A 23740-nucleotide genomic window follows, 5' to 3' on the forward strand; every position below is an offset into this window, starting at 1 on the left:
ACCCGCTGAGCACGGGGTACGCCCTAGACTGGGCGTATCCCTGAACTCCTGCGGAAGGTCCTCCGTCGTGTCCGTTGGTGCTGACAGCACGTTCGACACCGTCCTCGTCGTGGACTTCGGCGCGCAGTACGCGCAGCTGATCGCCCGGCGGGTGCGCGAAGCTCACGTGCACAGCGAGATCGTGCCCTCGACCATGCCCGTGGAGGAGATGCTCGCCAAGAAGCCGAAGGCGATCATCCTCTCCGGCGGCCCCTCCTCGGTGTACGCCGAGGGGGCGCCCCACGTCGGGGCCGAGCTCTTCGAGACCGGCGTCCCGACCTTCGGTATCTGCTACGGCTTCCAGGCCATGACCCGCGCACTGGGGGGGACGGTCGACAGGACCGACCTGAGCGAGTTCGGCCGCACCGAGCTCACCGTGACCGCAGGGGACTCCCTGCTGTTCACCGGGCTGCCCGCCGAGCAGCCGGTGTGGATGTCCCACGGCGACTCGGTGATCGAGGCCCCCGCCGGCTTCCGCGCCGTCGCCACCACCGCGGGCGCCCCGGTGGCCGCGTTCGAGGACACCGACCGCCGCCTCTTCGGCGTCCAGTTCCACCCCGAGGTCCTGCACAGCGAGCACGGCCAGGAGGTGCTGCGCCGCTTCCTGTACGAGGGCGCGGGCTGCCGCCCCACCTGGACGATGCTGAACATCGTCGACGAGCAGGTCGCCCGGATCCGCGAGCAGATCGGCGACAAGAGCGTCATCTGCGCCCTCAGCGGCGGCGTCGACTCCGCGGTCGCGGGCGCCCTGGTGCAGCGCGCCGTCGGCGACCAGCTGACCTGTGTGTTCGTCGACCACGGCCTGCTGCGCAAGGGCGAGGCCGAGCAGGTCGAGAAGGACTTCGTGGCGGTCACCGGCGCCCGGCTCAAGGTCGTGGACGCCCAGGAGCGCTTCCTGAACGCGCTGGCCGGGGTCACCGACCCCGAGGAGAAGCGCAAGATCATCGGCCGCGAGTTCATCCGCGTCTTCGAGCAGGCGGCCCGCGAGGTCGTCGCCGACAGCGGCGAGTCCGGCGGCGAGGTCGAGTTCCTGGTGCAGGGCACCCTGTACCCGGACGTGGTGGAGTCCGGCGGCGGCACCGGCACCGCCAACATCAAGTCCCACCACAACGTGGGCGGCCTGCCCGACGACCTCCAGTTCACCCTGGTGGAGCCGCTGCGCGAGCTGTTCAAGGACGAGGTCCGCAAGGTCGGCGAGGAGCTGGGCCTGCCCCCGGAGATGGTCTGGCGCCAGCCGTTCCCCGGCCCCGGCCTGGGCATCCGCATCATCGGCGAGGTCACCCGCGAGCGCCTGGACGTCCTGCGCGAGGCCGACGCCATCGCCCGCGAGGAGCTGTCCCACGCGGGGCTGGACCGCGAGATCTGGCAGTGCCCCGTGGTGCTGCTCGCCGACGTCCGCTCGGTCGGCGTCCAGGGCGACGGCCGCACCTACGGCCACCCCGTGGTGCTGCGCCCGGTCAGCAGCGAGGACGCGATGACCGCCGACTGGTCGCGCCTGCCCTACGACGTGCTGGCCAAGATCTCCAACCGGATCACCAACGAGGTCCGCGAGATCAACCGGGTGACGCTCGACGTCACCAGCAAGCCCCCGGGCACCATCGAGTGGGAGTAGGCGCCCCGGCGCCCACGCGAAGGGGGCCCGGCCGTCAGGCCGGGCCCCCTTCGCGTTCCGCGGGTACCGGGCCGCTCAGTCGGCGCTCTTGAGGAGGACCTCGACGGGCTCGGCGAAACGGTCGTGCCTGAACACCAGGGCCTCGGGGTACTCGCCGACGTGGAGCGTGAACACCATGATCCCGGTGGCCGTCTCGCCCGGCTGGACGGCCTCCCACAGGGACTCCTGCTCCTCGATCCGGCTGGGCCGGTCCGCGACGACCTCCTGCTGAAGCTCGGTCCGCACCCCCTGGGCCTCGTGGTCCAGCAGCACGGGCGCGTCGCTCAGATTGGTGAAGTCCACGTCGAGCACGCAGTAGTGCCCGTTCGCCTGCACCTGGACCTCGCGGCTGGGGATGGTCGTCTGGTCGCACTCGACGTCGAGCACCTTCACACGGGCCAGGCCGTCGGCGCTGGTGGCCTCCATGGCCCCGGTGCCCGGGGTCGCGGGCCCGTCCCCCTCGCCGGGTCCGCCCTCGCCGCCGTCCTCGGGGGCGGCGGAGGTGCCGGGCTGCTGCGTCTGCTGACCGGACGGGGCGTCGTCGCCGCCGAGGTTGGTCACCACGTACAGCACCGCCAGCAGCGCGAGGACCAGCAGGACGGCGGCCGCCGCGGCGATGACCACGATGCCGCGCCGGTTGGCCGGGCCGGTCGGCCGGTGCGGGGGCGGCGGGACCGGCGGAACGTACGGCTGCGGCCCCGGGCGCGGCGCCTGCTGGTCGGCGGGCGGCACGATCGGGACCGCGCCGGTGGAGGCCGGGTGCTGGGCGGGCGGCGGCCCGCCCGGGGCGCCGGCCTGCGGGTGCGGGGGCGGGGGCGGTCCCTGGGGCGGGTGCCCGCCGCCGGGGTGCCCCGGGGCCGGGCGCACGAACGTGCCGCTCTGGTGCGGGGCGGCCTGCGGGCCGGGCGGGGCGACCGGGGGCGCCTGGTAGGCGCCGGGCGCCGGGTGGCGCATGCCGGTCATGGTCTGGTGGGCGCCCTGCGGCGGACCGTGCGGCATCGGCGGGGGCAGGTTGGGCCGCCACGACTGGTGCAGCGCGTGCGACACCATGTCGTTGGGGTTGGAGGTGTCCTCGCCGCCCGCCAGCTCCAGGAGCAGGTCCTGGGCGGTGGGCCGCCGGTTGGGGTCCTTGTCCAGGGCCCGCAGCACCAGCCGGTCCAGGGGGCTGTCGAGGTTGCCGATCTGGGGCTCGGCGAACAGCACCCGCTTGCCCAGCGTCATGGCGTCGCCGTTGCCGAAGGGGTGGGTGCCGTTGCCGGCGAACGCCACCAGGCACCCCCAGGCGAAGATGTCCGCCTTGGTGGTGACCTGCTCCTCCAGGAGCTGCTCGGGCGCCATCCAGCCCGGGCTGCCCATGACGATGCCCGTCTGGGTGTGGTTGGTGGCGGTGTTCATGGCCCGGGCGATGCCGAAGTCGATCACGCGCGGGCCCGACAGCGACAGCAGCACGTTGGCGGGCTTGAGGTCGCGGTGCACCAGGCCGGTGCGGTGGATCGCGGCGAGCGCGGCGGCCACGCCCAGGGCGAACCCGTGCAGGGTGGAGGAGTCCAGGGGGCCGTTCTGGGCGATGTGCTCGGCCAGCGCGGTGCCCGCGATGTACTCGGTCACCATGTACGGGCGGTTCTCGAACGTGCCGTGGTCGAGGACCTTCGCGGTGCAGAAGGAGGCGACCTTGCGGGCGTTCTCCATCTCGTCGCGGAACCGCGCCCGGGTCGCCTCGTCGAAGGCGAGCTCGGGGCGGATGACCTTGATCGCTACCTGGTTGTTCCGGTCCGGCAGCCCGCCGAGGTAGACGGTGCCCATGCCGCCGCTGCCCAGCTTCCCGGACAGCACATAGGGCCCGATGGTGGCCGGATCTCCGGCGCCCAGCGGTTCCAGGTTCTTCGGGAGCCCATCCGACGGCAAGTAGTCCTCCCCGACGGTGTCCAAACTCCGCCTTGCCCCAAGGTAGCGGTGTTTGTGCCCTGATTCCCACTCGCGGACCCCGTCGGCCCGGTTCGCGGAAGGGCGGTGACTGACATGACAATGGTGACGATCCCCGAATCGCGCCCTTGGTTCCCGTTTCCGCCCGAACATCGCGTTCGTCTCACGGAGCAGGGGTGAACACAGCGGCTCCCCTGCCGGGGTGTGTGCTCACGCAAGGGGGGGTTCCTTTACGATTGGGGACTCGTGACAGTTGATACCACCGTAACCGTGCGGGTTCCCGCGAAGGTCAACCTCCAGCTGGCGGTGGGGCCCGCACGTGAGGACGGGTTCCACGACCTCGTCAACGTTTTCCACGCGGTCTCGCTGTTCGATGAGGTTACCGTCCGGGAGGCGGGACCGCGCAGTGGGCGACCCGACGGTAGCACCTCACCGGGTGGCGGCACCCTCCTCGCGGAGCTGACCGCGAACGGTGGTTCGGTCTCCCACCTGTCACGTGTGCCACTGGACGCCTCCAACCTCGCCGCGGGCGCCGCCGACCTGCTGGGCCGGGAGACCGGCCGCGGCCGTCCGGTGCGGATCCACCTGGAGAAGCGCATCCCCGTGGCGGGCGGGATGGCCGGCGGCAGCGCCGACGCGGCGGCCGCCCTGGTCGCCTGCGACCGGCTGTGGGGGACCGGCCTGCCCCGCGAGGACCTGCTGCGGCTGGCCGCCGTGCTCGGCAGCGACGTGGCCTTCCCCCTGGTGGGGGGCACCGCGGTGGGCCGGGGGCGGGGCGAGATCCTGGAGCCGATGACCAGCCCCGGCCGGTACCGCTGGGTGTTCGCGCTGTCCCCGCACGGCCTGTCCACGGGCGCGGTGTTCGCCGAGTACGACCGGCTGCGGCCCGACGCGCCGGCCCCGGAGCTGAGCGCGGCCCTGCGGGACGCTCTGGCCGCCGCGGATCCCGCGGCCCTGGGCCGGGCGCTGGCCAACGACCTCCAGGAGGCGGCGCTGTCGCTGCTGCCGGAGCTGGAGCGCACGCTCGAGACGGGCGCCTCGGCCGGAGCGCTGGGCGCGCTGGTGTCCGGCTCCGGTCCGACCTGCGCGTTCCTGGTGGGCGGCGGCTCGGAGGAGGCGTCGGTGGTCGCCGAGCGGGAGGCCGCGGTGGTGGCCTCACTGGAGGCGAGCGGGCTGTGCGAGCAGATCGTGCGGGCCGACGGGGACGTCCCCGGCACGGTCTTCGTGTGATGTAAATCACTTGTGGTTTCCGGGTGAGGGCCCTGGGTCCCCGCATTGACCTCAACCATGGTTGAGATTGAAGACTGGGGGCATGCCGACGACAGCAGCCCTCACCCGCTACGCCGACCTGCCGGCCCTCATCGGCCTGATGGAGGGCGACGAAAAGCACAGTGCCGCCGCGCACTCCACGCTCGACGTCGTCTGGGTCCTCTACGACCGCGTCCTGGCCGTCACCCCCGAGACCGCCGACGACCCCGCCCGCGACCGGTTCCTGCTCTCCAAGGGCCACGGGCCCGCCGCCTTCTACGCCGTCCTGGCCGCCAAGGGCTTCCTCGACGTGTCCGCGCTGCGGGGCTGGACCGCCTTCGGCTCCGCCCTGGGACACCACCCCGACCGGGTCCTCGTCCCCGGCGCGGAGATCGGCAGCGGCTCGCTCGGCCACGGCCTGCCCATCGCCCTGGGGACCGCCCTGGGGCTGCGCGCCCGGAACGTGCGCCGCCCCGACGGGTCCGCGCCCCGCACGGTGGTGCTCGTCGGCGACGGCGAACTCGACGAGGGCAGCAACCACGAGGCCATCGCCGCGGCCGGGCGGCTGGGCGTCGGCTCCCTCACCACCGTGGTCGTCGACAACGGGTCGGCCCTGCACGGCTGGCCCGGCGGGATCGCGCGCCGCTTCGAGCTGGAGGGCTGGGCCACCCGCGAGGTCCAGGGCCGCGACCACGACGCCCTGCACGCCGCGTTCACCCGCCCCTGGGGCGACCGGCCGCTCGCCGTCGTCGCCCGCGTCCGCCCCACGAGCTGACACCGCCACCGACCGGAGGAGACCGGCCATGACCCACAGCACGACGCGGACCGCGCCCCGGGCCGACGCCGCGACGCACGGACCGAACGAGATGCGCGAGGTGTTCGGCGCCGCCGTCTCGGAGGCGATGGACGACGACCCCCGCCTCGCGGTCGTCCTGGCGGTCATCTCCGCCGGGATGTTCCGCCGGGCCGCCGCCCGCCACCCCGGGCGGGTGATCGACCTGGGCATCCGCGAGCAGGCCATGATCGGGACCGCGGGCGGACTCGCCCTCACCGGGATGCGCCCGGTCGTCCACAGCTACGCCCCCTTCCTGGTGGAGCGCCCCTTCGAGCAGATCAAGCTCGACCTGGGGCACCAGGACGCCGGGGCGGTCCTGGTGAGCATCGGCGGCTCCTACGACGCCGCCGCGGAGGGCCGCACCCACCAGGCCCCCGGCGACGTCGCCCTGATCGACACCCTGCCCGGCTGGACCGTCCACGTGCCCGGCCACGCCGACGAGGTGCGCGCCGTCCTGCGCGACGCCCTGCCCGGCGACGACCGGGTGTACATCCGGCTGTCGGGCACCGCCAACCGCGCCCCCCTGCCGCTGTCCGGGGGCCTGGCCGTGGTCCGGCCGGGCTCGGCCCGCTCCGCCGGAGTGGTCGTGGCCGTCGGGCCCATGCTCGACCGCACCCTGGAGGCCACCGCGGACCTCGACGTCACCGTCGCCTACACCGCCACCGTGCGCCCCTTCGACCGCGCCGGGCTCAGCGCCCTGGTCGCCGCCGCCGGGAACGCGGACGTGATGCTGGTGGAGCCCTACCTCAGGGGCACCTCCGCGCACGAGGTCTCCGAGGCGCTGGCCGACCGCAGGCACCGCCAGCTCTCCCTCGGCGTGCCGAGGGACACGGAGCTGCGCGCCTACGGCACCCCGGCCGACCACGCCCGGGCGCACGGGCTGGACGTCCGGGGAATCGCGCGGGCCGCCCGGGACTTCTTCCTGGTGTAGGGAGAGCCCTCCGGCGAACCCCGGTTCCCGGCGGCATGTGAAATCCTGATATGTAGTGATACCGACCTGCCCGGGGCCTTGCGTGGTGCGGCCCCGGGCTCCTCTTTTCCGGCGCTCCCGGGTCCGGCGGACCCCGCAGGACCCGGTCGGAGCCCCGCCGGCGTCCGGGACCCGTCCAGGGCACCCGGCGACACCCGGGACAATGGAGACGATGACGAATCTGGTCAACCTTCAGGACGTGTCCCTGGCCTACGGGCCCCTCGTGCTCCTCGACTCGGTGTCACTGGGCGTGGACGAGGGCGAGCGCATCGGCGTGGTCGGCCGCAACGGCGGCGGGAAGTCCACGCTGATCTCCGTGCTGTCCGGGGCCCTGCCGCCCGACTCCGGCCGGGTGGTGCACAACCGCGGCCTGCGCGTGGGCTTCCTGCACCAGCGCGACGACTTCCCCGACACCACCGTCGGCGCCTTCGTGCTGGGCGAGCGGGCCGAACACGAGTGGGCGGGCGACGCCCGCGCCCGCGACATCCTGCGCGGGCTGCTCGGCGGCTGGAGCCTGGACACCCCCATGGCGGGGCTGTCCGGCGGCGAGCGCCGCCGCGCCGGCCTGGCCCGGCTGCTGGTGGGCGATCACGACCTCATCGTCCTGGACGAGCCCACCAACCACCTCGACATCGAGGGCATCCACTGGCTCGCCGGGCACCTGCGCGACCGCCGCGAGGCGCTCGTGGTGGTCACCCACGACCGCTGGTTCCTGGACGCCGTCACCACCCGCACCTGGGAGGTGGGACGCGGCGCCGTCGAGCGCTACGAGGGCGGGTACGCCGCCTACGTGCTGGCCAAGGCCGAGCGCGAGCGCCAGGCCGCGGCCACCGAGGAGCGCCGCCAGAACCTCATGCGCAAGGAGCTGGCCTGGCTGCGCCGGGGCGCCCCCGCGCGCACCTCCAAGCCCAAGTTCCGCATCGAGGCGGCCAACCGGCTGATCGCGGACGAGCCGCCGGTGCGCGACACCGTCGAGCTGGTCCGGTTCGCCAGCTCCCGTCTGGGCAAGACCGTCATCGACCTCAAGGACGTGACGGCGACCGTCCCGGGGCGGACCCTGCTGGACCACCTCACCTGGCAGCTCGGCCCCGGCGACCGGGTCGGCCTGGTCGGGGTCAACGGCGCGGGCAAGTCCACGCTGCTCAAGATCCTCGCCCGGGAGCGGGAGCCCGAGTCGGGCCACGTCCGCACCGGGCGCACCGTCCGGCTCGCCCACCTGTCGCAGAACGTCACCGAGCTGGACCCCGAGGCCCGGCCGCTCCAGGCGGTCATGGACGTGCGCGAGCACGTGACCATCGGCAAGCGGGACTACACCGCCAGCCAGATGCTGGAGCGCTTCGGGTTCCGCGGCGAGCGCCAGTGGACCCCGATCGGCGACCTGTCCGGCGGCGAGCGGCGCCGCCTGCAGCTGCTGCGCCTGCTCATGGACGAGCCCAACGTCCTGCTGCTGGACGAGCCCACCAACGACCTGGACATCGAGACCCTCACCGAGCTGGAGGACCTGCTCGACGGCTGGCCCGGCTCCCTGGTGCTGGTCTCCCACGACCGGTACTTCCTGGAGCGGATCACCGACCGGGTGCTGGCCCTCATGGGCGACGGCGGCCTGGCGTTCCTGCCCGGCGGCGTGGACGAGTACCTGGAGCGCCGGGCCGGCACCGCGGGGGAGGCCGCGGTGCCCACCGCGGGCGGGGGAGAGGCCCCCGCCGCCGAGCCCGAGCGCCCCGCCGTGTCGGCGGCCGACCGCCGCGCCGCCCAGAAGGAGATGCAGCGCGTCGAACGGCGCATGGACAGGATCGCCGCGCGCGAGGCCGAGCTGCACGAGCAGATGGCGGCCGCGGCCGAGGACTACACCCGGCTCGCCGAGCTCGACGCCGAGGCCAAGGCCCTGGCGGGCGAGAAGGAGGAGCTGGAGATGATCTGGCTGGAGCAGGCGGAGCTGGTCGGCGACTGACCCGGTCCGGCGGGGGTCAGCGTCCGTTGGCGCGCAGGGCGGCCACCGCCGCCACCGTGGCGTACCCCCGCCACTCCAGCGCGGAGGCGGGGGAGTGGCATTCGAAGCCGACGGCCCACCCGCCGTCGGGGAGCAGGCCCCGCTCCAGGCGGTCGAGGTCGGCGGCGACGGCCTCCTCGGCCAGGTGCTCCCGGACGGGGCGGCCGGGCACGGCGGCGTAGTCGAGCGGGTGGAGCGTCTCGCCCGGAGCGCCTCCGGCCACGGGGATGCGGCCGTCGGCGGGCACGAACCGGGCGAGGCGGCGCAGCAGCCCGGCGGCCTCGGGGCGGGTGTCCGCGACGGAGTCGAGGAACAGCAGCGAGAACGACAGGACGTACGCGAAGGGCGCCTCCTCGACGGCGGCGATCTCCCCGAGGCAGTACTCCGTCGCGGTCGCGAGCCACGGGTGGTCCGCGATCCGCGGGTCCGTCCGGGCCGCCCGATGGGCCTGCGCGACCACCGCGGCCGTGATCTGCAGGGACGACGTGTGCGGGTCGGCCGACACCCAGAAGGGCGCGCAGGCGGCCGGGTCCGTGACGGGCAGAGCGAACGGCAGCCCGCCGTCGGGCAGGGTCGTCGCGTTCAACCAGTCCAGCAGCTCCGGGACGCGGGCGTACGTCGCGGGGGCGGCGTCGGCCACGGCCTCCAGGGCGTGCAGTGCGCCGCCGGGCTGGCTCTCGGGGGAGCGCAGGTCGGGTTCCAGGCCGTGGCCGTGGCCGCCGTCGGGGTTGCGGTACCCGTCCAGGGCCGCGAGGATCGCGGGCCCGGTGTGCTCGGTGGGGCGGATGAGGTGCTCGAAGCGCCGCCGGTCCAGCAGGCGGGCGTGCCCGGCCATGAAGGCGGCCGTCCTGTCGGTGTCCATGGGACCAGCCTGCCGGGCGCGGCGGGCCGGGGTCTTGAACGAAACGGTCACCGCCGGCCCAGCAGCGCGCCCGGGGGCAGGCCCGCGAGGCGCCCGCTCTCGCGGGTGAAGTGCGCCTGGTCGGCGTACCCGGCGGTGGCGGCGGCCTCGCCCAGCGGCGTCCCGGACCGGGCCAGGCGCAGGGCGCGCTGGAGGCGGTGGATCGACATGAGGGTCTTGGGGCCGTAGCCGAAGACCCGGTCGCAGGTGCGCCGCAGCGTGCGCTCGGACATCCCGTGCTCCCGGGCGACCGCCTCCGCGGTCGCGAGGGTGCGGGCCGCCCGGTCCAGGGAGGCCGCCAGCCGCAGGGCCGCGGGGTCGGGGTCGGCGCGCCGCCACAGAGCGGCGAAGACCCGCTCCAGGGTCTCGGCCGGCCCGGCCTCCGGGGCCGGGGGGAGGCGGACCAGGTCGGCCAGGTCGACGCGGCGGTCGGCCAGTTCGCGGGCGGGGACGCCCAGCAGCGCGTGCGCCGCGCCGGGGGCCAGCCGCAGACCCCAGGTCGTCTCGCCCGGGGCGGATCCGTCGACCTGCGCGGCGGTGTCGGGCCCGGCCACCACGAGGCGCCCGCGGTGCCACATGAGGTCCATCGCGGCGTCGGGCAGCACCCGGTGGGGGCCGGAGCCGGTGAAGCGCCACAGGACCCCCGCGCGCCCCCGCCTCTCCCCGTACCCGGTCATCCTCCGACCCTACCGATGCGACCGCCACCGGGGACCGGCGGCCGCCGGTCACCGAGCGTGCCCATAATGTCCGGAAAAGGACGGTGGGCATGCTTTGCCGTGGATTCTGGTCGACACGGTGTGTCCGACCCGTCCGCCGGTTACGGTGGCGGCATGGTCATGTGGGCTTCGGACAACCGGGCGGGGAAGGTGCGGGAGGGGCTGACCCTGCTGTTGTCGCAGGGGCTGATCGACGATTTCGAGATCCGCCCCGACGACGAGCACCCCTACCGCGTCACCATGCCGGTGGGCGTCATCCCGCTGACCGAGCACCAGGCCGCGCACTTCCTCCTCGGCGCCGTCACCGCCCGCTTCGGCCCCCTCGCCCGCGACACCCGGTGACCCTCTACTTGCCGTAGTGGTAGCGGCAGGCGGCGATGCGGATCTCGTCGCCGGCGATCTTGTACACCAGCCGGTGCTCGTCGGTGATCCTGCGGGACCAGTAGCCCTGGAAGCCGTGCCTCAGGGGTTCGGGCTTGCCCATGCCCTCGTTGCCGTTGCGCTCGATGTCCTTGACGAGAGCGTTGATGCGCTTGAGGATCTTGCGGTCCTGCCCCTGCCACCAGACGTAGTCCTCCCAGGCGCTCTGGGACCAGACGAGCCTCACTCGGCCAACTCGCGCTCTATGCCCTGATCGGACTCCAGCTCCTCGATGGCGGAGACCAGGCGGCGGGCGTTCTCCGGGCTGCGCAGGAGGTAGGCGGTCTCCTTCAGGGTCTCGTACTCGGACAGGGCCATCATGACGACGGGTTCGTGTCCGGCTCTCGTGATCACCACTTCCTCTCTGTCGTTCACGACGGCGTCGAGGGTGGCGGCGTAGTTGGCGCGGGATTCGGTGTAGCTCATGGTCTTCAAGGCTCGTCCCTTCCAAGCTCTGCCCAGTGATTCCAAATGTACAGGATCATGTACGCCGATGGCTGGAAAAAGGTTCCGGAGACGGCGGAGGCGCCGGGACGCGGGGTCCCGGCGCCTCCGTTGCGCGCGTCGGCGGGGCGGTCAGCGGGCCAGGGAGGCGAACTCCTCGGCGATGACCGTGGCCCCGGCCTTGTTGGTGTGGATGTCGGGGCCCAGGTCCGTGTTGCACATCCACGTGTAGTCGCAGATGGCCTGGAGGTTGTTGGGCATCGAGCCCTCCTGGGGGACGTCGAAGTCGGCGGAGTCGAACGCCGCCTCCACGTCGGCGACCTCGATGTCCTCGGCGGCGTAGGCCGACCGCAGCGACTCGTTCATGGTCTCCAGGACCTCGGTGGCGTACCCGGCGAAGGTCGCGTCGAAGGGGATCTCGCCCTCGACCTCGCCCAGCCCCGGCCCGGCCTCGGGGTCCACCGGGGTGCCGTCCGAGGGCTCCTCCGAGGGCTCGTCCGAGGGGTTCTCGCCGGGTTCGAGCAGCATCGCCGCGAGGAACGGGTTGTAGTAGGTCATCCCGATGATCTGGGTGTCCGGGCCGGCCGCGGCGCGCAGCCGGGAGGCGATCACCGGCGCCTCCGTCTCGATGCGCTCCAGGCCGTCGTCGATGCACTCCGTGTCCACCACGGGCCCGCCGCCACCGCCCACCTCGTCGATGCCCCGGACGCAGCGGGTGAAGTTGTTGCCGCCGATGGTCACGGTGACCAGGTCCACCCGGCCCGCGTGCTCGGAGAGGAACTCCTCGGCCGCCTCGATCTGCGGGCGGCCGCCGTACTGCTCCTCGCAGTGGGCGATCCCGCCCTCGATGAACGTCGTGGTGTCCTCGCCGCCGCAGCCGCTGCGCTCGTGGCGCAGCGTGGAGTCGGCGTCGTACAGGGTGCGGTAGAGGATGTCCGTGTACCCGTCGGGGGTCTCGGCGGGGCCGCCCTCGCTCGGCTGCACGCCCACCGTCAGCGAGTCGCCCAGGGAGAGGTAGTACCGCTCCTCGGCTCCCGCCGGGGAGTCCTCTCCGTCACCGCCCGCGCAGCCGGTCATCGCCACGGCCGTCGCGGACGCCGCGACCAGGGCGGCGTACCGGACGTTCCACCGGATTCTCACTGTCGTTCTCCAACCAGATGAAGACCAAGGATGCGCGCCCTGAGCGGCCCCGGTGAGAGGACGGATACCGCCGGGTAACAACAGTTACCGACCGGAAGGTTCGGTGTCGAGGGGGACCAGGAGGCATCTCAGTAACGATGCGAGCTGCTCGCGCTCCGGTGCGGGCATCGGGGCGAGGAGCGTCTCCTCGTAGCTCAGCAGCGACTCCAGCGCCGCGTCGATGCGCCCGGCGCCCTTGTCGGTCAGCCGCACCAGCACCCCGCGCTTGTCGGCGGGGTCGGGGCGGCGCCGCACCAGTCCCGCGGCGGCCAGCCGGTCCACGCGGTTCGTCATGGTCCCGGAGGTCACCAGGGTGGCGCGCAGGAGGCGGCCCGGGCTCAGCTCGTAGGGCGGGCCCGAGCGGCGCAGCTCGGCCAGGACGTCGAACTCCCAGGGCTCCAGGGAGTGCTCCGTGAACACGGTCCGCCGGGCCCTGTCCAGGTGTCGGGCGAGCCGGGACACCCGGCTGAGCACCTCGAGCGGCGTCACGTCCACGTCCGGCCGTTCGGCGCGCCACGCCTCGATCAGCCCATCCACCTCATCGCGCATGGGTCCAGCATATCTCTTGACATCAAGATAGTGGGGCGGGTATGCGACGCACACCCGCCCCACCGGCGTTCCCGGAGCCTGGGGCGTGTTCGGCGGATCATTCCGGGTCGCGGCCGCGAGGCCGCCTCTCGCCGCGCCGCCTGCGCTCGGACGGCCGAACCCCGGGCCGACCCGCGCCGGTCGTCCTGCGAGAGATCGCCTCGCGGCCGCTCCCGGCATTCGGCGCAGGCGCCGAAACACTCGAGAGCATCCACCGAACACGCCCTAGCGGCCCCGCCTGGTCCGCAGCCTCGGCTTGGCCTCCAGGCTCGACAGCCCGTTCCACGCCAGGTTGACCAGGTGCGCCGCCACCACCTCGCGCTTGGGCCTGCGCACCTCCAGCCACCACTGGCCGGTCAGGGCCCACATGCCCACCAGGGCCTGGGCGTACATGGGGGCGAGCGCGGGGTCGTAGCCCCGCTCGGCGAACTCGTCCACCATGATGTACTCGACCTGGCTGGCGATGTCGTTGATCAGGCCGGCGAAGCTCCCCGTCCCGGAGGCCACGTGCGAGTCGCGGGTGAGCACCCGGAACCCGACCGTGTTCTCCTCGACGTAGCGCAGCAGGGCCAGGGCCGCCTTCTCGATCTTGTTGCGGGCGCTGTCGGCGGTGAGGGCCTCCGAGACCATGCCCACCAGGGTGCGCATCTCCTGGTCGACGACGACCGCGTAGATGCCCTCCTTGCCGCCGAAGTGCTCGTACACCACGGGTTTGGACACGCCCGCCCGTGCGGCGATCTCCTCCACGGAGGTCGCGTCGAACCCGCGTTCGGCGAACAGCTCCCGGCCGATCTCCAGCAGCTGCCGCCGACGCTCCTCGCCCGTCATGCGCTTGCGGCGCACGCGGACCCTCTGCTCGCTGTCGGCTGCTCCCATGATGGTCAAGAATCCTAGACGCTGACCCGCTTGGCGGCGAGTCGCTCGTTGTCGGGCCAGCGGACCTTGGTCGCCCAGCCGAACTTCTCGAAGAACCAGATGACGCGCGCCGAGATGTCGATCTGGCCCTTGAGCACGCCGTGCCGGGCGCAGGTCGGGTCGGCGTGGTGCAGGTTGTGCCAGGACTCGCCGAACGACGGGATGGCCAGCCACCACACGTTGCGGGAGCGGTCGCGCACCTCGAAGTTCTCCTCGCCGATGGTGTGGCAGATGGAGTTGATCGACCAGGTCACGTGGTGCAGCAGAGCCACCCGGACCAGGCTCGCCCAGAAGAACGCAGTGACCGCTCCCCACCAGGACATGGTGACCAGGCCGCCGATGAGCGCCGGGGCGCCCAGGGAGAACACCACGATCGGCACGAACAGCTTGTCGATCAGGACGGTGTCCTTGTCCTTGAGCAGGTCCGGGGCGAACCGGCGGGGCGAGGTCTTCTTCTCGTCCAGGTACATCCACGCCATGTGCGCGTAGTAGAGCCCCTTGGCGACCGACTTCCAGTCGTCGCCGAACCGCCACGGCGAGTGCGGGTCGCCCTCGGCGTCCGCGTACTTGTGGTGGCGGCGGTGGTCGGCCACCCACTTGATGACGCTGCCCTCGATGGCCATCGAACCGGCGATCGCGAGCGCGATCTTGAGCGGGCGGTTGGCGCGGAACGAGCCGTGGGTGAAGTGGCGGTGGAAGCCGACCGTGATGCCCAGCCCGCTGATCAGGTAGAAGACCGAGGCGATGGCGATGTCGACCAGGCTCAGGCCCCAGCCCCAGAAGAACGGTACGGCGGCGAGCAGCGCGATGAGCGGGATGAACACGAAGGCGAACACCGTGTACCGCTCGGCGCGCCCGCGCGGCTCGGGCTCGTACTCGGGGATCGGTGTGCGCTTGGCGGGCGTCTCGGGTGCGGCTGTCATGGGTCCCTGCCTCGTGATCGGAAACGTCGTTTGTTCGTCTGTGAGGTCAGGGCGTGCCGGGAGCGCGCGGGCGTCCGTCGCGACGGCCCAACCTATACCTACGTAACCGTAACCTACGAACCCGTAGGTTTGGCAAGGGTCATCGCGAAGGCGCTATCTTGGTGACCGTCATGTCGGCGCGGAGGCCCGCGCCCGGCGTGTTCCCGGATGATGTAATCGGCAGCATGTGGGGTTTTGGTCCCCATCGTCCAGGTTCGAGCCCTGGTCCGGGAGCAGACGCACCGCCGCGCCGCCGCGCCCGCCGGGTGCCGTCCGTACCGGAGCGGCGCACATCACACCCCTCCCCGCCCCTTCCGCGCCAGAGCCCGTGAACGGGCGACGGGTGCGACCGGGCCCACCCCGCCGGGGCCGTCTCCGCCGCCGGGGGCCTGTGACACGGATGTATCCTTCCCATGTCGGCCGCACGACGGGTCATCGCCGTGCGCGGCATGAGGGACGCCCCGCCGAACGCCGACCGCGAGATCGTCTTCTTCCTAGCCAGCTATCACGAGGGGTCTCCTCCAGTGAGCGTGAACCGCCCGGCTGCCGTCATCGTCCTCGCCGCGGGCGAGGGCACCCGGATGAAGTCCCAACTCCCCAAGGTGCTCCACGAGATCGGCGGCCGCAGCATGGTCGGCCACGTGCTGGCCGCGGCCCGCGAGCTCGATCCGCTGCACACGGCCGTCGTCCTCGGACACGCCCGCGAGCGCATCGCCGAGCACCTGGCGCAGATCGCCCCCGAGGCCGTCACCGCCGTCCAGGAGGAGCAGAAGGGCACCGGGCACGCGGTGCGCATGGCCCTGGAGGACCTGGCCCGCCAGGGCGTCGAGCCCACCGGCACCGTCGTCCTCACCTGCGGGGACACCCCGCTGCTGCGCGGCGGCACGCTGGCCGGCCTGGTCTCCTTTCACGAGAAGGAGGGCAACGCCGTCACCGTCCTGTCGGCCCGCGTCCCCGACCCCCACGGTTACGGGCGCATCGTCCGCGACGCCGACGGGGAGTTCACCTCCATCGTCGAGCAGGCCGACGCCACCCCTGCGGAACTGGCCGTCGACGAGATCAACTCCGGCATGTACGCCTTCGACGGCGCCCTGCTGGCCCGGGTCGTGCAGCGCATCGGCAGCGACAACGCCAAGGGCGAGGAGTACCTCCCCGACGCCGTCGCGCTGCTGCGCGGCGACGGCCACCGGGTCGGCGCCTGGGTCATCGACGACGCCGACGAGGTCCAGGGCGTCAACAACCGCGTCCAGCTCGCCGAGGCCCGGCGCCTGCTCAACGACCGCCTGCTGCGCGAGCACATGCTCGCCGGGGTCACGGTCGTGGACCCCGCCACGACCTGGGTCGACGTCGACGTGCGCATCGGCCGCGACACCCTCGTCGAGCCCGGCACCCGCCTGCGCGGCGCCACCGAGGTCGGCGAGGACGCGGTCATCGGTCCCGACAGCGACCTGCTCGACACCGTCGTGGGCGACGGCGCCAAGGTCCGCCGGACCACCGCGGACCGCGCCGAGATCGGCCCCGGGGCCGACGTCGGCCCCTACACCTACCTCCGGCCGGGCACCCGCCTGGCCGACCGGGCCAAGGCCGGTGCGTTCGTGGAGGTCAAGAACGCGAACATCGGCAGCGGCTCCAAGGTCCCGCACCTGACCTACGTCGGCGACGCCGACATCGGCGTCGGCAGCAACATCGGCTGCTCGTCGGTGTTCGTCAACTACGACGGGGTCAACAAGTCCCGGAGCACCATCGGCGACCACGTGCGCATCGGCAGCGACAACACCATCGTCGCCCCGGTCACCGTGGGCGACGGTGCCTACTCCGGGGCCGGGACCGTGGTCCGGGACGACGTTCCGCCCGGTGCGCTGGCCGTGTCCGACGGGCACCGGCAGCGCAACGTGGAGGGGTGGACCGAGCGCAAGCGCCCGGGGACCGCCTCGGCCGACGCCGCCCTGCGGGCGCGGTCGGCCCAGGACGGGGAGGGCGTCGGGAGCGCAGGGCGCACCGAGGACGCAGAGCGGCACAGAGCCGACGATCAGTAGTGACTGTGGGGGAGAAACACGTGACCGGGATGAAGGCCACCGGCCAGAAGAATCTCATGCTGTTCTCGGGGCGCACGCACCCGAGCCTGGCCGAAGAGGTCGCCAAGGAACTGGGGATCGAGGTGGTCCCCACCCGGTTCGACACCTTCGCCAACGGTGAGATCTTCGTCCGCTACCTGGAGTCGGTCCGCGGCTCGGACGCCTTCGTGATCCAGGCGCACGCCGACCCGATCAACGAGTCGATCATGGAGCAGCTGATCATGGTGGACGCGCTCAAGCGCGCCTCCGCCAAGCGCATCACCGTGGTCACCCCGTTCTTCGGGTACGCGCGCCAGGACAAGAAGCACCGCGGTCGCGAGCCCATCTCGGCCCGCCTGATGACCGACCTGTTCCGTACCGCCGGCGCCGACCGCATGATGGCCGTCGACCTGCACACGGACCAGATCCAGGGCTTCTTCGACGGCCCGGTCGACCACCTGTTCGCGCTGCCGATCCTGGCCGACCACATCGCGAACCGGGTCGACGTCGCCGAGATCACCGTGGTCTCCCCCGACGCGGGCCGCGTGCGCACCGCCGACCGCTGGGCCGACCGGCTGGGCGCCCCGCTGGCCATCATCCACAAGCGCCGCGACCCGGACGTGGCCAACCAGGTCCGCGTCCACGAGGTCGTCGGCACGGTCAAGGACCGCGTGTGCGTCCTGGTGGACGACATGATCGACACCGGCGGCACCATCGTCAAGGCCGCCGACGCGCTGTTCGAGCAGGGCGCCAAGCAGGTCCTCGTGGCGGCCACGCACGGTGTGCTGTCCGGCCCGGCCGCGGAGCGACTGCAGAACTCCCGCATCTCCGAGGTGGTCATCACCAACTCGCTGCCGGTGCCCGAGTCGCGCTCCTTCGAGAAGCTCACCCAGCTGTCGATCGCGCCGCTGGTGGCGCGCGCGATCAGCGAGGTCTTCACCGACGGGTCGGTCACGAGCCTGTTCGAGTAGGACCCGGCGCGGGCGGCGGATCCGGACGTATCCGCCGCCCGCGCGTCCGTTCCCCCGCCGACACGCCGTCCCCGGTGGTTGCACCGCGGGCGGCGGGGCGTCGGTGGGGCGTGTACGGAGTCGTCCCCGGAACCAGTAGACTTGGCCGAGTGTCCCCGTGCCCGAGCGGAGCCTCGTTCGGCTTCGTGCGGACGCGAGGGCAGGGGTGCGCGACGAGCGTTCCCGGGCCGGACGGGTCCGGTGGCGACTCGCCGGGCACGCCTGGAACCAGGGCGGTCGCGTCCCCTACCGGGGAGACCCCGCCGCTTCCCCGCCGAGAGCGGGAATCGTTCGTACTACTGGAGTCGTGTTCCCCGTACTGCGGGGTTGAACCCGAGGAGTTTTGTCGTGTCCGAGGTACGTATCGCTGCCGAGCCCCGCACGGAATTCGGCAAGGGCGCCTCCCGTCGCGCCCGCCGCGCGGGTAAGGTGCCGGCCGTCCTCTACGGCCACGGCACCGAGCCCCGCCACCTGAACCTGCCGGGCCACGAGCTCATGCTCGCCCTGAAGACCCCGAACGTCCTGCTGCGCCTCGAGGGCCTGGACAAGGACAACCTCGCCCTGCCCAAGAGCGTCCAGCGCGACGCCATCAAGGGCTTCCTGGAGCACGTCGACCTGCTCGTCGTCTCCAAGGGCGAGAAGGTCGAGGTCGAGATCCCGGTGACCCTGGTCGGTGAGATCAAGGGCGCCGGCGTGCTCACCCAGGAGCTCGTCACCGTGACCGTCGAGGCCGAGGCCACCCACATCCCCGAGGGCGTCGAGTTCGACATCGACGGCCTGGACGTCGGCAGCACCGTGACCGCCGCGGAGCTGAAGCTGCCGGCCGGCACCACCCTGGTGACCGACCCCGAGTCGATCGTCCTCAACGTCTCCGCGCCGCGCGTGGAGGAGGAGGGCGAGACCCCGGCCGAGGGTGAGGCCGCCGAGGGCGAGGCCACCGAGGCCGCCGCCGAGTAGTCGCCGGCACCGTACACCGACCGAGCGCGCGGCTCCCACCGGAGCCGCGCGCTCGGTCTTTCGTCTGTAGGCTCGTTCCCGTGTGGGGACGCTGGAGGAACAAGGACATGGCGGAGACCGAGCGCTGGCTGGTCGTCGGGCTGGGCAACCCGGGGCCCAAGTACGCCGGGAACCGGCACAACGCGGGCTTCATGGTGGTGGACGCCCTGGCGGGGGGCGAGCGCTGGAAGGCGCACCGGGCGCACGCCGAGGCGGTGGAGACCCGCCTGGAGGGCACCGCGGTGGTGCTGGCCAAGCCGCGCACCTACATGAACCTGTCGGGCGGCCCGGTGTCGGGGCTGGCCCGGTTCTACAAGGTGCCGATGGAGCGGATCGTCGTCGTGCACGACGAGATGGACATCGACTTCGGCGCCCTGAAGCTGAAGAAGGGCGGCGGCTCGGGCGGCCACAACGGGCTCAAGTCCCTCACCTCCTCCCTGGGCGGCCCGGACTACCTGCGGGTCCGGTTCGGCGTGGGCCGCCCGCCCGGACGGATGGACCCGGCGGACTACGTGCTGCGCGACTTCTCCTCGACCGAGCGCGGGGAGCTCGACCTCAACATCGAGCGCGCCGCCGACGCGGTCCGCACGGTCCTCACCGACGGCCTCGAACGCGCCCAGAACATCTACCACACCGCCGTCTGACCGGCGGCGGGACCACCGGAGGGCCGTGCGGGACACCGCACGGCCCTCCGCCGTCCCCGGGCCTTTCCTCAGCGGTAGCGGACCGGGGCCAGCAGGCGCCAGGCGACGCCGGCGGCCTCCTCGGCGGAGGCCGCCGGTGCGTCCGCCGCGACCCGGTCGGCGATCAGGGCGACCAGGCCGCCGGACAGGTGGGCGGCCAGCGCCCGGTCCGGGACCCCGCCGGTGCCCGGCGGCCGGGCGCCCGCCGCGAACCGCTCCCGCAGCTCCCCGGCCACACCCGCGCGCAGCCGGTGGGCGAAGTCCCCGGCCAGCAGCGTCCGGTAGAGCGCGGCGTGCTCGGCGACGTGGGCGAACAGGTCCACGAGGGGGGCCGGGGCCCCCTCCTCCGGGGCCTCCAGCGGACACAGGGCGGCGCAGCGCGCCACGTGCGCGAGCGCGTCCTCCATGGCGTCGGCCACCAGCGCGTCGATGTCGGGGTAGTGCTGGTACACCGTGGCGCGGTTGATCCCCGCCTCGCGGGCCACCGCGGACACGGTGACGCGCTCGGGCGCGGTGTCGGCGAGCAGGGTCAGCAGGGCGGCGCGCAGTCCGGCGCGGGTGCGGCGGGCGCGCGGGTCGTCGGGGTTCACGCCACCAGGGTAAGACACACGTCGTTTAAGCAATATGTGTTGTTTAATCAACAGCTGTTGTTTAGTCTCTCCGTATGAGCATGCGACTGGAGATCTGGGCGGACGTGGTCTGCCCCTGGGCGTACATCGGCAAGCGGAGGGTGGAGCGGGCCCTGGCCGCGCGCGGCGGGGGGTCCGTGGAGGTGGTGTGGCGGCCCTACCGCATCGACCCCACCGCCCCCGAGCGGGCCCGGCCGCTGGACGGGCTGCTGCGCGACCCCTTCGTGGACACGGCCCTCCGGGCGTGCGCCCCGCACCTGAGCCCGGAGCAGAACCGGGCCCGGGTGGCCGAGGTGGCCGCCGCCGAGGGCTTCCCCCGCTGGGGCGCCGCCTGGCACGTGAGCTCCCACGGCGCCCACCGGCTGCTGTACCTGGCCGAGCGCGAGGGCGGCCCCGCCCTCCAGGGCGCGGTGGCCGAGGAGGTCATGCGGATCCACTTCGTGGAGGCCGGCGACATCGGTTCCGCCGAGGTCCTGGAGCGGGCCGCCGACCGGGCGGGCTTCGCGGACGGGGGCCGCCTGCTGCGGGCGGGGGAGGGCGACCGGGAAGTGCGCGAGCTGCTGCTGCGCGGCCGGGCCCGGGGCGTGCGCACCTCTCCCACCCTGCTGGTGGGCGACCTGGCCCTGGAGGGGGCCCGCCACCCGGAGGAGATCGGAGTGTTCCTGGACCGGGCCGGGGAGCGTCCGGACCGGAGCCTGCCGGCGGAGGTGGAGCGGCTGCGCCTGGCCGAGGCGCTGGTGGAGAAGGACCCGCTGGGCGCGCTCACCCTGTTGGAGCCGCTGCTGGCGGAGTACGGGGACGACCGGGGCGTACGGCTGGCCGCCGCCCGCGCGCGGCTGCGTTCCGCCCAGGTGGGAAGGGCCCGCCGGGACCTGGAGGCGCTGGTGGCCGAGAGGCCCGACGACTCCCACGCCCGGCTGATGCTGGCCAGTGCGCTGCGGCGGGGCGGGGAGCCGGAGGCGGCGGCCGTGCAGCAGCGGTTGGCGGAGGCCCTGGGCTGAGGGTTTCGGTCAAGTCGTCGTGCGGGCGGCCGGTGTCCGCATTGCGGAACCGCCTGGGGCCGGTCGGTATCGGGAGGGACACATTCCCGAGCCGACCGGCCTTTCTTCGCCGACAGGAGGGCACGCAGAGCGACTTTTCCACTACTTTTAGTTACTGTCAGGGTGGCGTTCCGCCGCTCGGCCGATGACGTGCAGTGATGACTTTCGGACCGGTGCCGGTCTTGGGGGATACATGGTCGCAAGTAGTGGGGTGAAGGACGTCCACCGGCGGACGGTGGCGGTACCGGCGTCCGTCATGCCGGAGGTCGGCTCCCTGCCCCTGCCGCCCCGGCCGTGGACGCGCGCCTACGTGTCCGGACTGCTGGTGCTCGACCTGGTCGCCGCCCTGGGTGCGGGCCTGATCGGGACGACCGCCCGCTTCCACGGGGCGCTCACCGCCGCCACCACCGTCCCCTACCTGTGGCTCTCCCTGGCCCTGCCGCCGCTGTGGTGCCTGTTCGTCTGCCTGGCCGGCGGCTACGCCCGCCGCTTCATCGGGGTGGGCACCGAGGAGTACCGGCGGGTCGCCGTGGCCGGGCTGGCCCTGGCCGCCGGGACCGCCATCGTCGCCTACGCGGTCAAGTTCGACCTCGCCCGCGGCTACGTCCTGGTCACCCTGCCGCTGGTGCTGCTGGCCACGCTCGCCCTGCGCTACGCCAGGCGCAAGGCGCTGCACCGCCGCCGCCGGTCCGGGGACTGCATGAACGGCGTCGTCGTGGTCGGCCACCGGTCGGCCGCGGGCGACCTCATCCGGCGCTTCCGCGGCGAGGTCTACCACGGCATGCGCGTGGTCGGCGTCTGCCTGCCCGAACACGAGGCGGCGGCGGGGGCCGCCCAGGTCGAGGGCTGTCCGGTCCTGGGCTCCTTCGCCGGGGCCGCCGACGCCGCCGCCCTGGTCGGCGCCGACACCGTCGCGGTCCTGGCCTGTCCCGAGATGGACGGCGTCGAGCTGCGCCGCCTGGCCTGGCGCCTGGAGAAGTCCGGCACCGAACTCCTGGTCGCCTCCGCCCTCATGGAGGTCGCCGGCCCGCGCACCACCATCCGCCCCGTCGCCGGGCTCCCCCTGCTGCACGTGGAGCACCCCGAGCTCGCCGGGGTCCGCCGGATCCTCAAGAGCGCCTTCGACCGCGGCGCCGCGGCGCTGGCCCTGGCCCTGCTGTCCCCCCTGTTCCTGGTGCTCGCCGTGCTCATCCGGTGGGAGGACGGCGGCCCGGTCTTCTTCACCCAGACGCGCGTAGGCCGGGGTGGCTCCGAGTTCCCCGTGTACAAGTTCCGTACCATGGTGGTCGGGGCCGAATCGCTGAAGGCGGCGCTGCGGTCCCGCAACGAGCACGACGGTGTGCTGTTCAAGATGCGACGGGACCCCAGGGTGACCCCGGTCGGGGCCTGGCTGCGCCGGTACTCGCTCGACGAGCTCCCCCAGCTCGTCAACGTGGTCCGGGGCGAGATGTCCCTGGTCGGCCCCCGGCCGCCGCTTCCGGAGGAGGTCGCCCGCTACGGGCACGACGTCCGCCGCAGGCTGGTGGTCAAACCGGGGCTGACGGGGCTGTGGCAGGTCAGCGGCCGGTCCGACCTCTCATGGGAGGAATCGGTCCGCCTGGATCTGCGCTACGTGGAAAACTGGTCGCTGACGTTGGACATCCAGATCCTGTGGAAGACGTGGTCAGCGGTGATCCGTGGGGCGGGGGCGTACTGAGCGGTGAAGAACATCCGAAACGATCATGAGGTGGCCCGCGACCTGGCGAGCGAGGCGGGGCAGCTGCTGCTGCGCCTGCGCGCCCGGCACGGCTTCGACGAGCCCGACGTCCTGCGGACCCTGGGCGACCGGACCTCGCACGAGTTCCTGTTCTCCGCCCTGGGGCGGCTGCGCCCCAGCGACGCGGTGCTCTCCGAGGAGGGCGTGGACGACCCGGCCCGGCTGCGCGCCCGCCGGGTGTGGATCATCGACCCGCTGGACGGCACCCGCGAGTTCGCCGAGGCGGGCCGGGTCGACTGGGCGGTGCACGTGGCCCTGTGGGAGAACGGCGAGCTGGTCGCCGGGGCGGTCGCGCTGCCCGCGCAGGGCAGCACCCTGTCGACGGTGGACCCGCCCTGGCTGCCCGAGGAGCGCCCGTCGGGGCAGCGGCTGCGGATCACGGTCAGCCGCTCGCGCCCGCCCGCGTTCGCGCAGCGGATGGCCACCCAGCTGGGCGCCGAGCTGGTCCCGATGGGGTCGGCGGGCGCCAAGATCTGCTCGGTACTGCTGGGCATGGCCGACATCTACGTCCACGCCGGCGGCCAGTACGAGTGGGACACGGCCGCCCCGGTGGCGGTCGCCCAGGCGGCCGGCCTGCACGCCTCCCGGATCGACGGTTCGCCCCTGCGCTACAACGTAGCCGACCCGCTACTCCCCGATGTCCTTGTATGTCGATCGGAATTGTCGGGTATGTTGTTGGCTAGCATCCGCGACGGCGCGGACCTGGACAGCGCCGGTCCGCACGCGGGGGGCTAGCCGAGAGGCCCTCCGCCGTCGTCCGAACCGGTGCCCCCAGCGGTATCTCTAAGGCG

23 protein-coding genes are annotated in these 23740 nt (G+C 73.0%); 13 read left to right on the forward strand and 10 right to left on the reverse strand.

The window, feature by feature from the left end; translation table 11 throughout:
• The first annotated feature begins 67 nt into the window (after positions 1-67).
• Positions 68-1651 (forward strand): glutamine-hydrolyzing GMP synthase, encoded by a 1584-nt coding sequence (gene guaA, locus ACFVNO_RS01955; protein WP_355256194.1) that lies wholly within the window; start codon positions 68-70, stop codon positions 1649-1651.
• Positions 1652-1726: 75 nt separating this feature from the next.
• Here the strand turns inward: guaA and ACFVNO_RS01960 are convergent, their stop codons facing one another.
• Positions 1727-3595, reverse strand: coding sequence for a serine/threonine-protein kinase (locus ACFVNO_RS01960; protein WP_355256197.1), 1869 nt, complete (start codon positions 3593-3595; stop codon positions 1727-1729).
• A 264-nt stretch (positions 3596-3859) separates the two neighbouring features.
• Here ACFVNO_RS01960 and ACFVNO_RS01965 point away from each other — a divergent pair, with 264 nt between their 5' ends.
• The 4 genes from ACFVNO_RS01965 to ACFVNO_RS01980 all read left to right on the forward strand — a co-directional run bounded on the left by ACFVNO_RS01965 (position 3860) and on the right by ACFVNO_RS01980 (position 8617).
• Positions 3860-4843, forward strand: a complete 984-nt coding sequence (locus tag ACFVNO_RS01965) for a 4-(cytidine 5'-diphospho)-2-C-methyl-D-erythritol kinase (RefSeq protein ID WP_355256200.1) — start codon at positions 3860-3862, stop codon at positions 4841-4843.
• A gap of 82 nt (positions 4844-4925) precedes the next feature.
• Entirely contained in the window at positions 4926-5636 is a 711-nt protein-coding gene (locus ACFVNO_RS01970) for a thiamine pyrophosphate-dependent enzyme (RefSeq protein ID WP_355256203.1), read from the forward strand.
• 91 nt (positions 5637-5727) lie between these two features.
• Positions 5728-6627, forward strand: coding sequence for a transketolase (locus ACFVNO_RS01975; RefSeq protein WP_355257061.1), 900 nt, complete (start codon positions 5728-5730; stop codon positions 6625-6627).
• A 211-nt stretch (positions 6628-6838) separates the two neighbouring features.
• Entirely contained in the window at positions 6839-8617 is a 1779-nt protein-coding gene (locus ACFVNO_RS01980) for an ABC-F family ATP-binding cassette domain-containing protein (protein WP_220564857.1), read from the forward strand.
• 16 nt (positions 8618-8633) lie between these two features.
• On the opposite strand, the gene ACFVNO_RS01985 is transcribed toward ACFVNO_RS01980, so the two are convergent.
• Together ACFVNO_RS01985 and ACFVNO_RS01990 are read right to left on the reverse strand one after the other, a co-directional pair.
• The gene (locus ACFVNO_RS01985) at positions 8634-9518 is read right to left on the reverse strand and encodes a hypothetical protein (RefSeq protein WP_378888495.1); all 885 of its coding nucleotides are present in this window, start codon (positions 9516-9518) and stop codon (positions 8634-8636) included.
• 47 nt (positions 9519-9565) lie between these two features.
• Positions 9566-10234, reverse strand: coding sequence for a helix-turn-helix transcriptional regulator (locus ACFVNO_RS01990; protein WP_355256210.1), 669 nt, complete (start codon positions 10232-10234; stop codon positions 9566-9568).
• Between the two features lie 153 nt (positions 10235-10387).
• Here ACFVNO_RS01990 and ACFVNO_RS01995 point away from each other — a divergent pair, with 153 nt between their 5' ends.
• Positions 10388-10615, forward strand: coding sequence for a hypothetical protein (locus ACFVNO_RS01995; RefSeq protein WP_220564860.1), 228 nt, complete (start codon positions 10388-10390; stop codon positions 10613-10615).
• Positions 10616-10619: 4 nt separating this feature from the next.
• Here ACFVNO_RS01995 and ACFVNO_RS02000 read toward each other — a convergent pair whose 3' ends face one another.
• The 6 genes from ACFVNO_RS02000 to ACFVNO_RS02025 form a co-directional block, all read right to left on the reverse strand.
• Positions 10620-10880: a Txe/YoeB family addiction module toxin gene (locus ACFVNO_RS02000; protein WP_355256213.1), complete on the reverse strand. Its 261-nt coding sequence runs from the start codon at positions 10878-10880 to the stop codon at positions 10620-10622.
• Complete coding sequence (locus ACFVNO_RS02005; RefSeq protein WP_220564862.1) at positions 10877-11128, reverse strand: type II toxin-antitoxin system Phd/YefM family antitoxin; 252 nt, start codon at positions 11126-11128, stop codon at positions 10877-10879. The genes ACFVNO_RS02000 and ACFVNO_RS02005 overlap by 4 nt, the downstream gene beginning before the upstream one ends.
• Positions 11129-11269: 141 nt before the next feature.
• On the reverse strand, positions 11270-12277 hold the full coding sequence (locus tag ACFVNO_RS02010; RefSeq protein WP_378888501.1) for a GDSL-type esterase/lipase family protein: 1008 nt from the start codon (positions 12275-12277) through the stop codon (positions 11270-11272).
• An 84-nt stretch (positions 12278-12361) separates the two neighbouring features.
• Positions 12362-12865 carry a MarR family winged helix-turn-helix transcriptional regulator gene (locus ACFVNO_RS02015; RefSeq protein WP_220564863.1) on the reverse strand — a complete coding sequence of 168 codons (504 nt, stop codon included), beginning with the start codon at positions 12863-12865 and terminating at the stop codon, positions 12362-12364.
• A 264-nt stretch (positions 12866-13129) separates the two neighbouring features.
• Positions 13130-13780 (reverse strand): TetR/AcrR family transcriptional regulator, encoded by a 651-nt coding sequence (locus ACFVNO_RS02020; RefSeq protein WP_255647046.1) that lies wholly within the window; start codon positions 13778-13780, stop codon positions 13130-13132.
• A gap of 14 nt (positions 13781-13794) precedes the next feature.
• Positions 13795-14742 (reverse strand): acyl-CoA desaturase, encoded by a 948-nt coding sequence (locus ACFVNO_RS02025; protein WP_355256218.1) that lies wholly within the window; start codon positions 14740-14742, stop codon positions 13795-13797.
• 563 nt (positions 14743-15305) lie between these two features.
• Here ACFVNO_RS02025 and glmU point away from each other — a divergent pair.
• The 4 genes from glmU (at position 15306) to pth (ending at position 19485) form a co-directional block, all read left to right on the forward strand.
• Positions 15306-16817, forward strand: coding sequence for a bifunctional UDP-N-acetylglucosamine diphosphorylase/glucosamine-1-phosphate N-acetyltransferase GlmU (glmU, locus tag ACFVNO_RS02030; RefSeq protein WP_378889191.1), 1512 nt, complete (start codon positions 15306-15308; stop codon positions 16815-16817).
• Between the two features lie 20 nt (positions 16818-16837).
• Positions 16838-17806 carry a ribose-phosphate diphosphokinase gene (locus ACFVNO_RS02035; protein WP_277615502.1) on the forward strand — a complete coding sequence of 323 codons (969 nt, stop codon included), beginning with the start codon at positions 16838-16840 and terminating at the stop codon, positions 17804-17806.
• A gap of 387 nt (positions 17807-18193) precedes the next feature.
• Positions 18194-18802 (forward strand): 50S ribosomal protein L25/general stress protein Ctc, encoded by a 609-nt coding sequence (locus ACFVNO_RS02040; RefSeq protein ID WP_355256222.1) that lies wholly within the window; start codon positions 18194-18196, stop codon positions 18800-18802.
• Positions 18803-18909: 107 nt separating this feature from the next.
• Positions 18910-19485, forward strand: coding sequence for an aminoacyl-tRNA hydrolase (gene pth / locus ACFVNO_RS02045; RefSeq protein ID WP_220564866.1), 576 nt, complete (start codon positions 18910-18912; stop codon positions 19483-19485).
• 68 nt (positions 19486-19553) lie between these two features.
• On the opposite strand, the gene ACFVNO_RS02050 is transcribed toward pth, so the two are convergent.
• The gene (locus tag ACFVNO_RS02050) at positions 19554-20114 is read right to left on the reverse strand and encodes a TetR/AcrR family transcriptional regulator (protein WP_378888514.1); all 561 of its coding nucleotides are present in this window, start codon (positions 20112-20114) and stop codon (positions 19554-19556) included.
• Positions 20115-20194: 80 nt separating this feature from the next.
• Here ACFVNO_RS02050 and ACFVNO_RS02055 point away from each other — a divergent pair, with 80 nt between their 5' ends.
• The 3 genes from ACFVNO_RS02055 (at position 20195) to ACFVNO_RS02065 (ending at position 23684) form a co-directional block, all read left to right on the forward strand.
• The gene (locus ACFVNO_RS02055) at positions 20195-21154 is read left to right on the forward strand and encodes a DsbA family protein (RefSeq protein ID WP_355257070.1); all 960 of its coding nucleotides are present in this window, start codon (positions 20195-20197) and stop codon (positions 21152-21154) included.
• A 295-nt stretch (positions 21155-21449) separates the two neighbouring features.
• A complete protein-coding gene (locus ACFVNO_RS02060) occupies positions 21450-22889 on the forward strand; it encodes a sugar transferase (RefSeq protein ID WP_355257073.1) in 1440 nt (479 codons plus the stop codon).
• Positions 22890-22892: 3 nt separating this feature from the next.
• Positions 22893-23684 (forward strand): 3'(2'),5'-bisphosphate nucleotidase CysQ, encoded by a 792-nt coding sequence (locus ACFVNO_RS02065; protein ID WP_220564868.1) that lies wholly within the window; start codon positions 22893-22895, stop codon positions 23682-23684.
• Positions 23685-23740: the final 56 nt, after the last annotated feature.

The organism is Nocardiopsis sp. NPDC057823 (assembly GCF_042797335.1).
In the GTDB taxonomy this organism is placed as follows: Bacteria; Actinomycetota; Actinomycetes; order Streptosporangiales; family Streptosporangiaceae; genus Nocardiopsis; species Nocardiopsis changdeensis.

What these genes read in the sequence shown, in the direction of transcription:
- ACFVNO_RS01970 (WP_355256203.1), top strand. Translation starts at nt 4,926, where the DNA reads ATGCCGACGACAGCAGCCCTCACCCGCTACGCCGACCTGCCGGCCCTC.
- ACFVNO_RS01975 (WP_355257061.1), top strand. Translation starts at nt 5,728, where the DNA reads ATGCGCGAGGTGTTCGGCGCCGCCGTCTCGGAGGCGATGGACGACGAC.
- ACFVNO_RS01980 (WP_220564857.1), top strand. Translation starts at nt 6,839, where the DNA reads ATGACGAATCTGGTCAACCTTCAGGACGTGTCCCTGGCCTACGGGCCC.
- ACFVNO_RS01985 (WP_378888495.1), bottom strand. Translation starts at nt 9,518, where the DNA reads ATGGACACCGACAGGACGGCCGCCTTCATGGCCGGGCACGCCCGCCTG.
- ACFVNO_RS01990 (WP_355256210.1), bottom strand. Translation starts at nt 10,234, where the DNA reads ATGACCGGGTACGGGGAGAGGCGGGGGCGCGCGGGGGTCCTGTGGCGC.
- ACFVNO_RS01995 (WP_220564860.1), top strand. Translation starts at nt 10,388, where the DNA reads ATGGTCATGTGGGCTTCGGACAACCGGGCGGGGAAGGTGCGGGAGGGG.
- ACFVNO_RS02015 (WP_220564863.1), bottom strand. Translation starts at nt 12,865, where the DNA reads ATGCGCGATGAGGTGGATGGGCTGATCGAGGCGTGGCGCGCCGAACGG.
- ACFVNO_RS02020 (WP_255647046.1), bottom strand. Translation starts at nt 13,780, where the DNA reads ATGGGAGCAGCCGACAGCGAGCAGAGGGTCCGCGTGCGCCGCAAGCGC.
- ACFVNO_RS02025 (WP_355256218.1), bottom strand. Translation starts at nt 14,742, where the DNA reads ATGACAGCCGCACCCGAGACGCCCGCCAAGCGCACACCGATCCCCGAG.
- pth (WP_220564866.1), top strand. Translation starts at nt 18,910, where the DNA reads ATGGCGGAGACCGAGCGCTGGCTGGTCGTCGGGCTGGGCAACCCGGGG.
- ACFVNO_RS02055 (WP_355257070.1), top strand. Translation starts at nt 20,195, where the DNA reads ATGCGACTGGAGATCTGGGCGGACGTGGTCTGCCCCTGGGCGTACATC.
- ACFVNO_RS02060 (WP_355257073.1), top strand. Translation starts at nt 21,450, where the DNA reads ATGCCGGAGGTCGGCTCCCTGCCCCTGCCGCCCCGGCCGTGGACGCGC.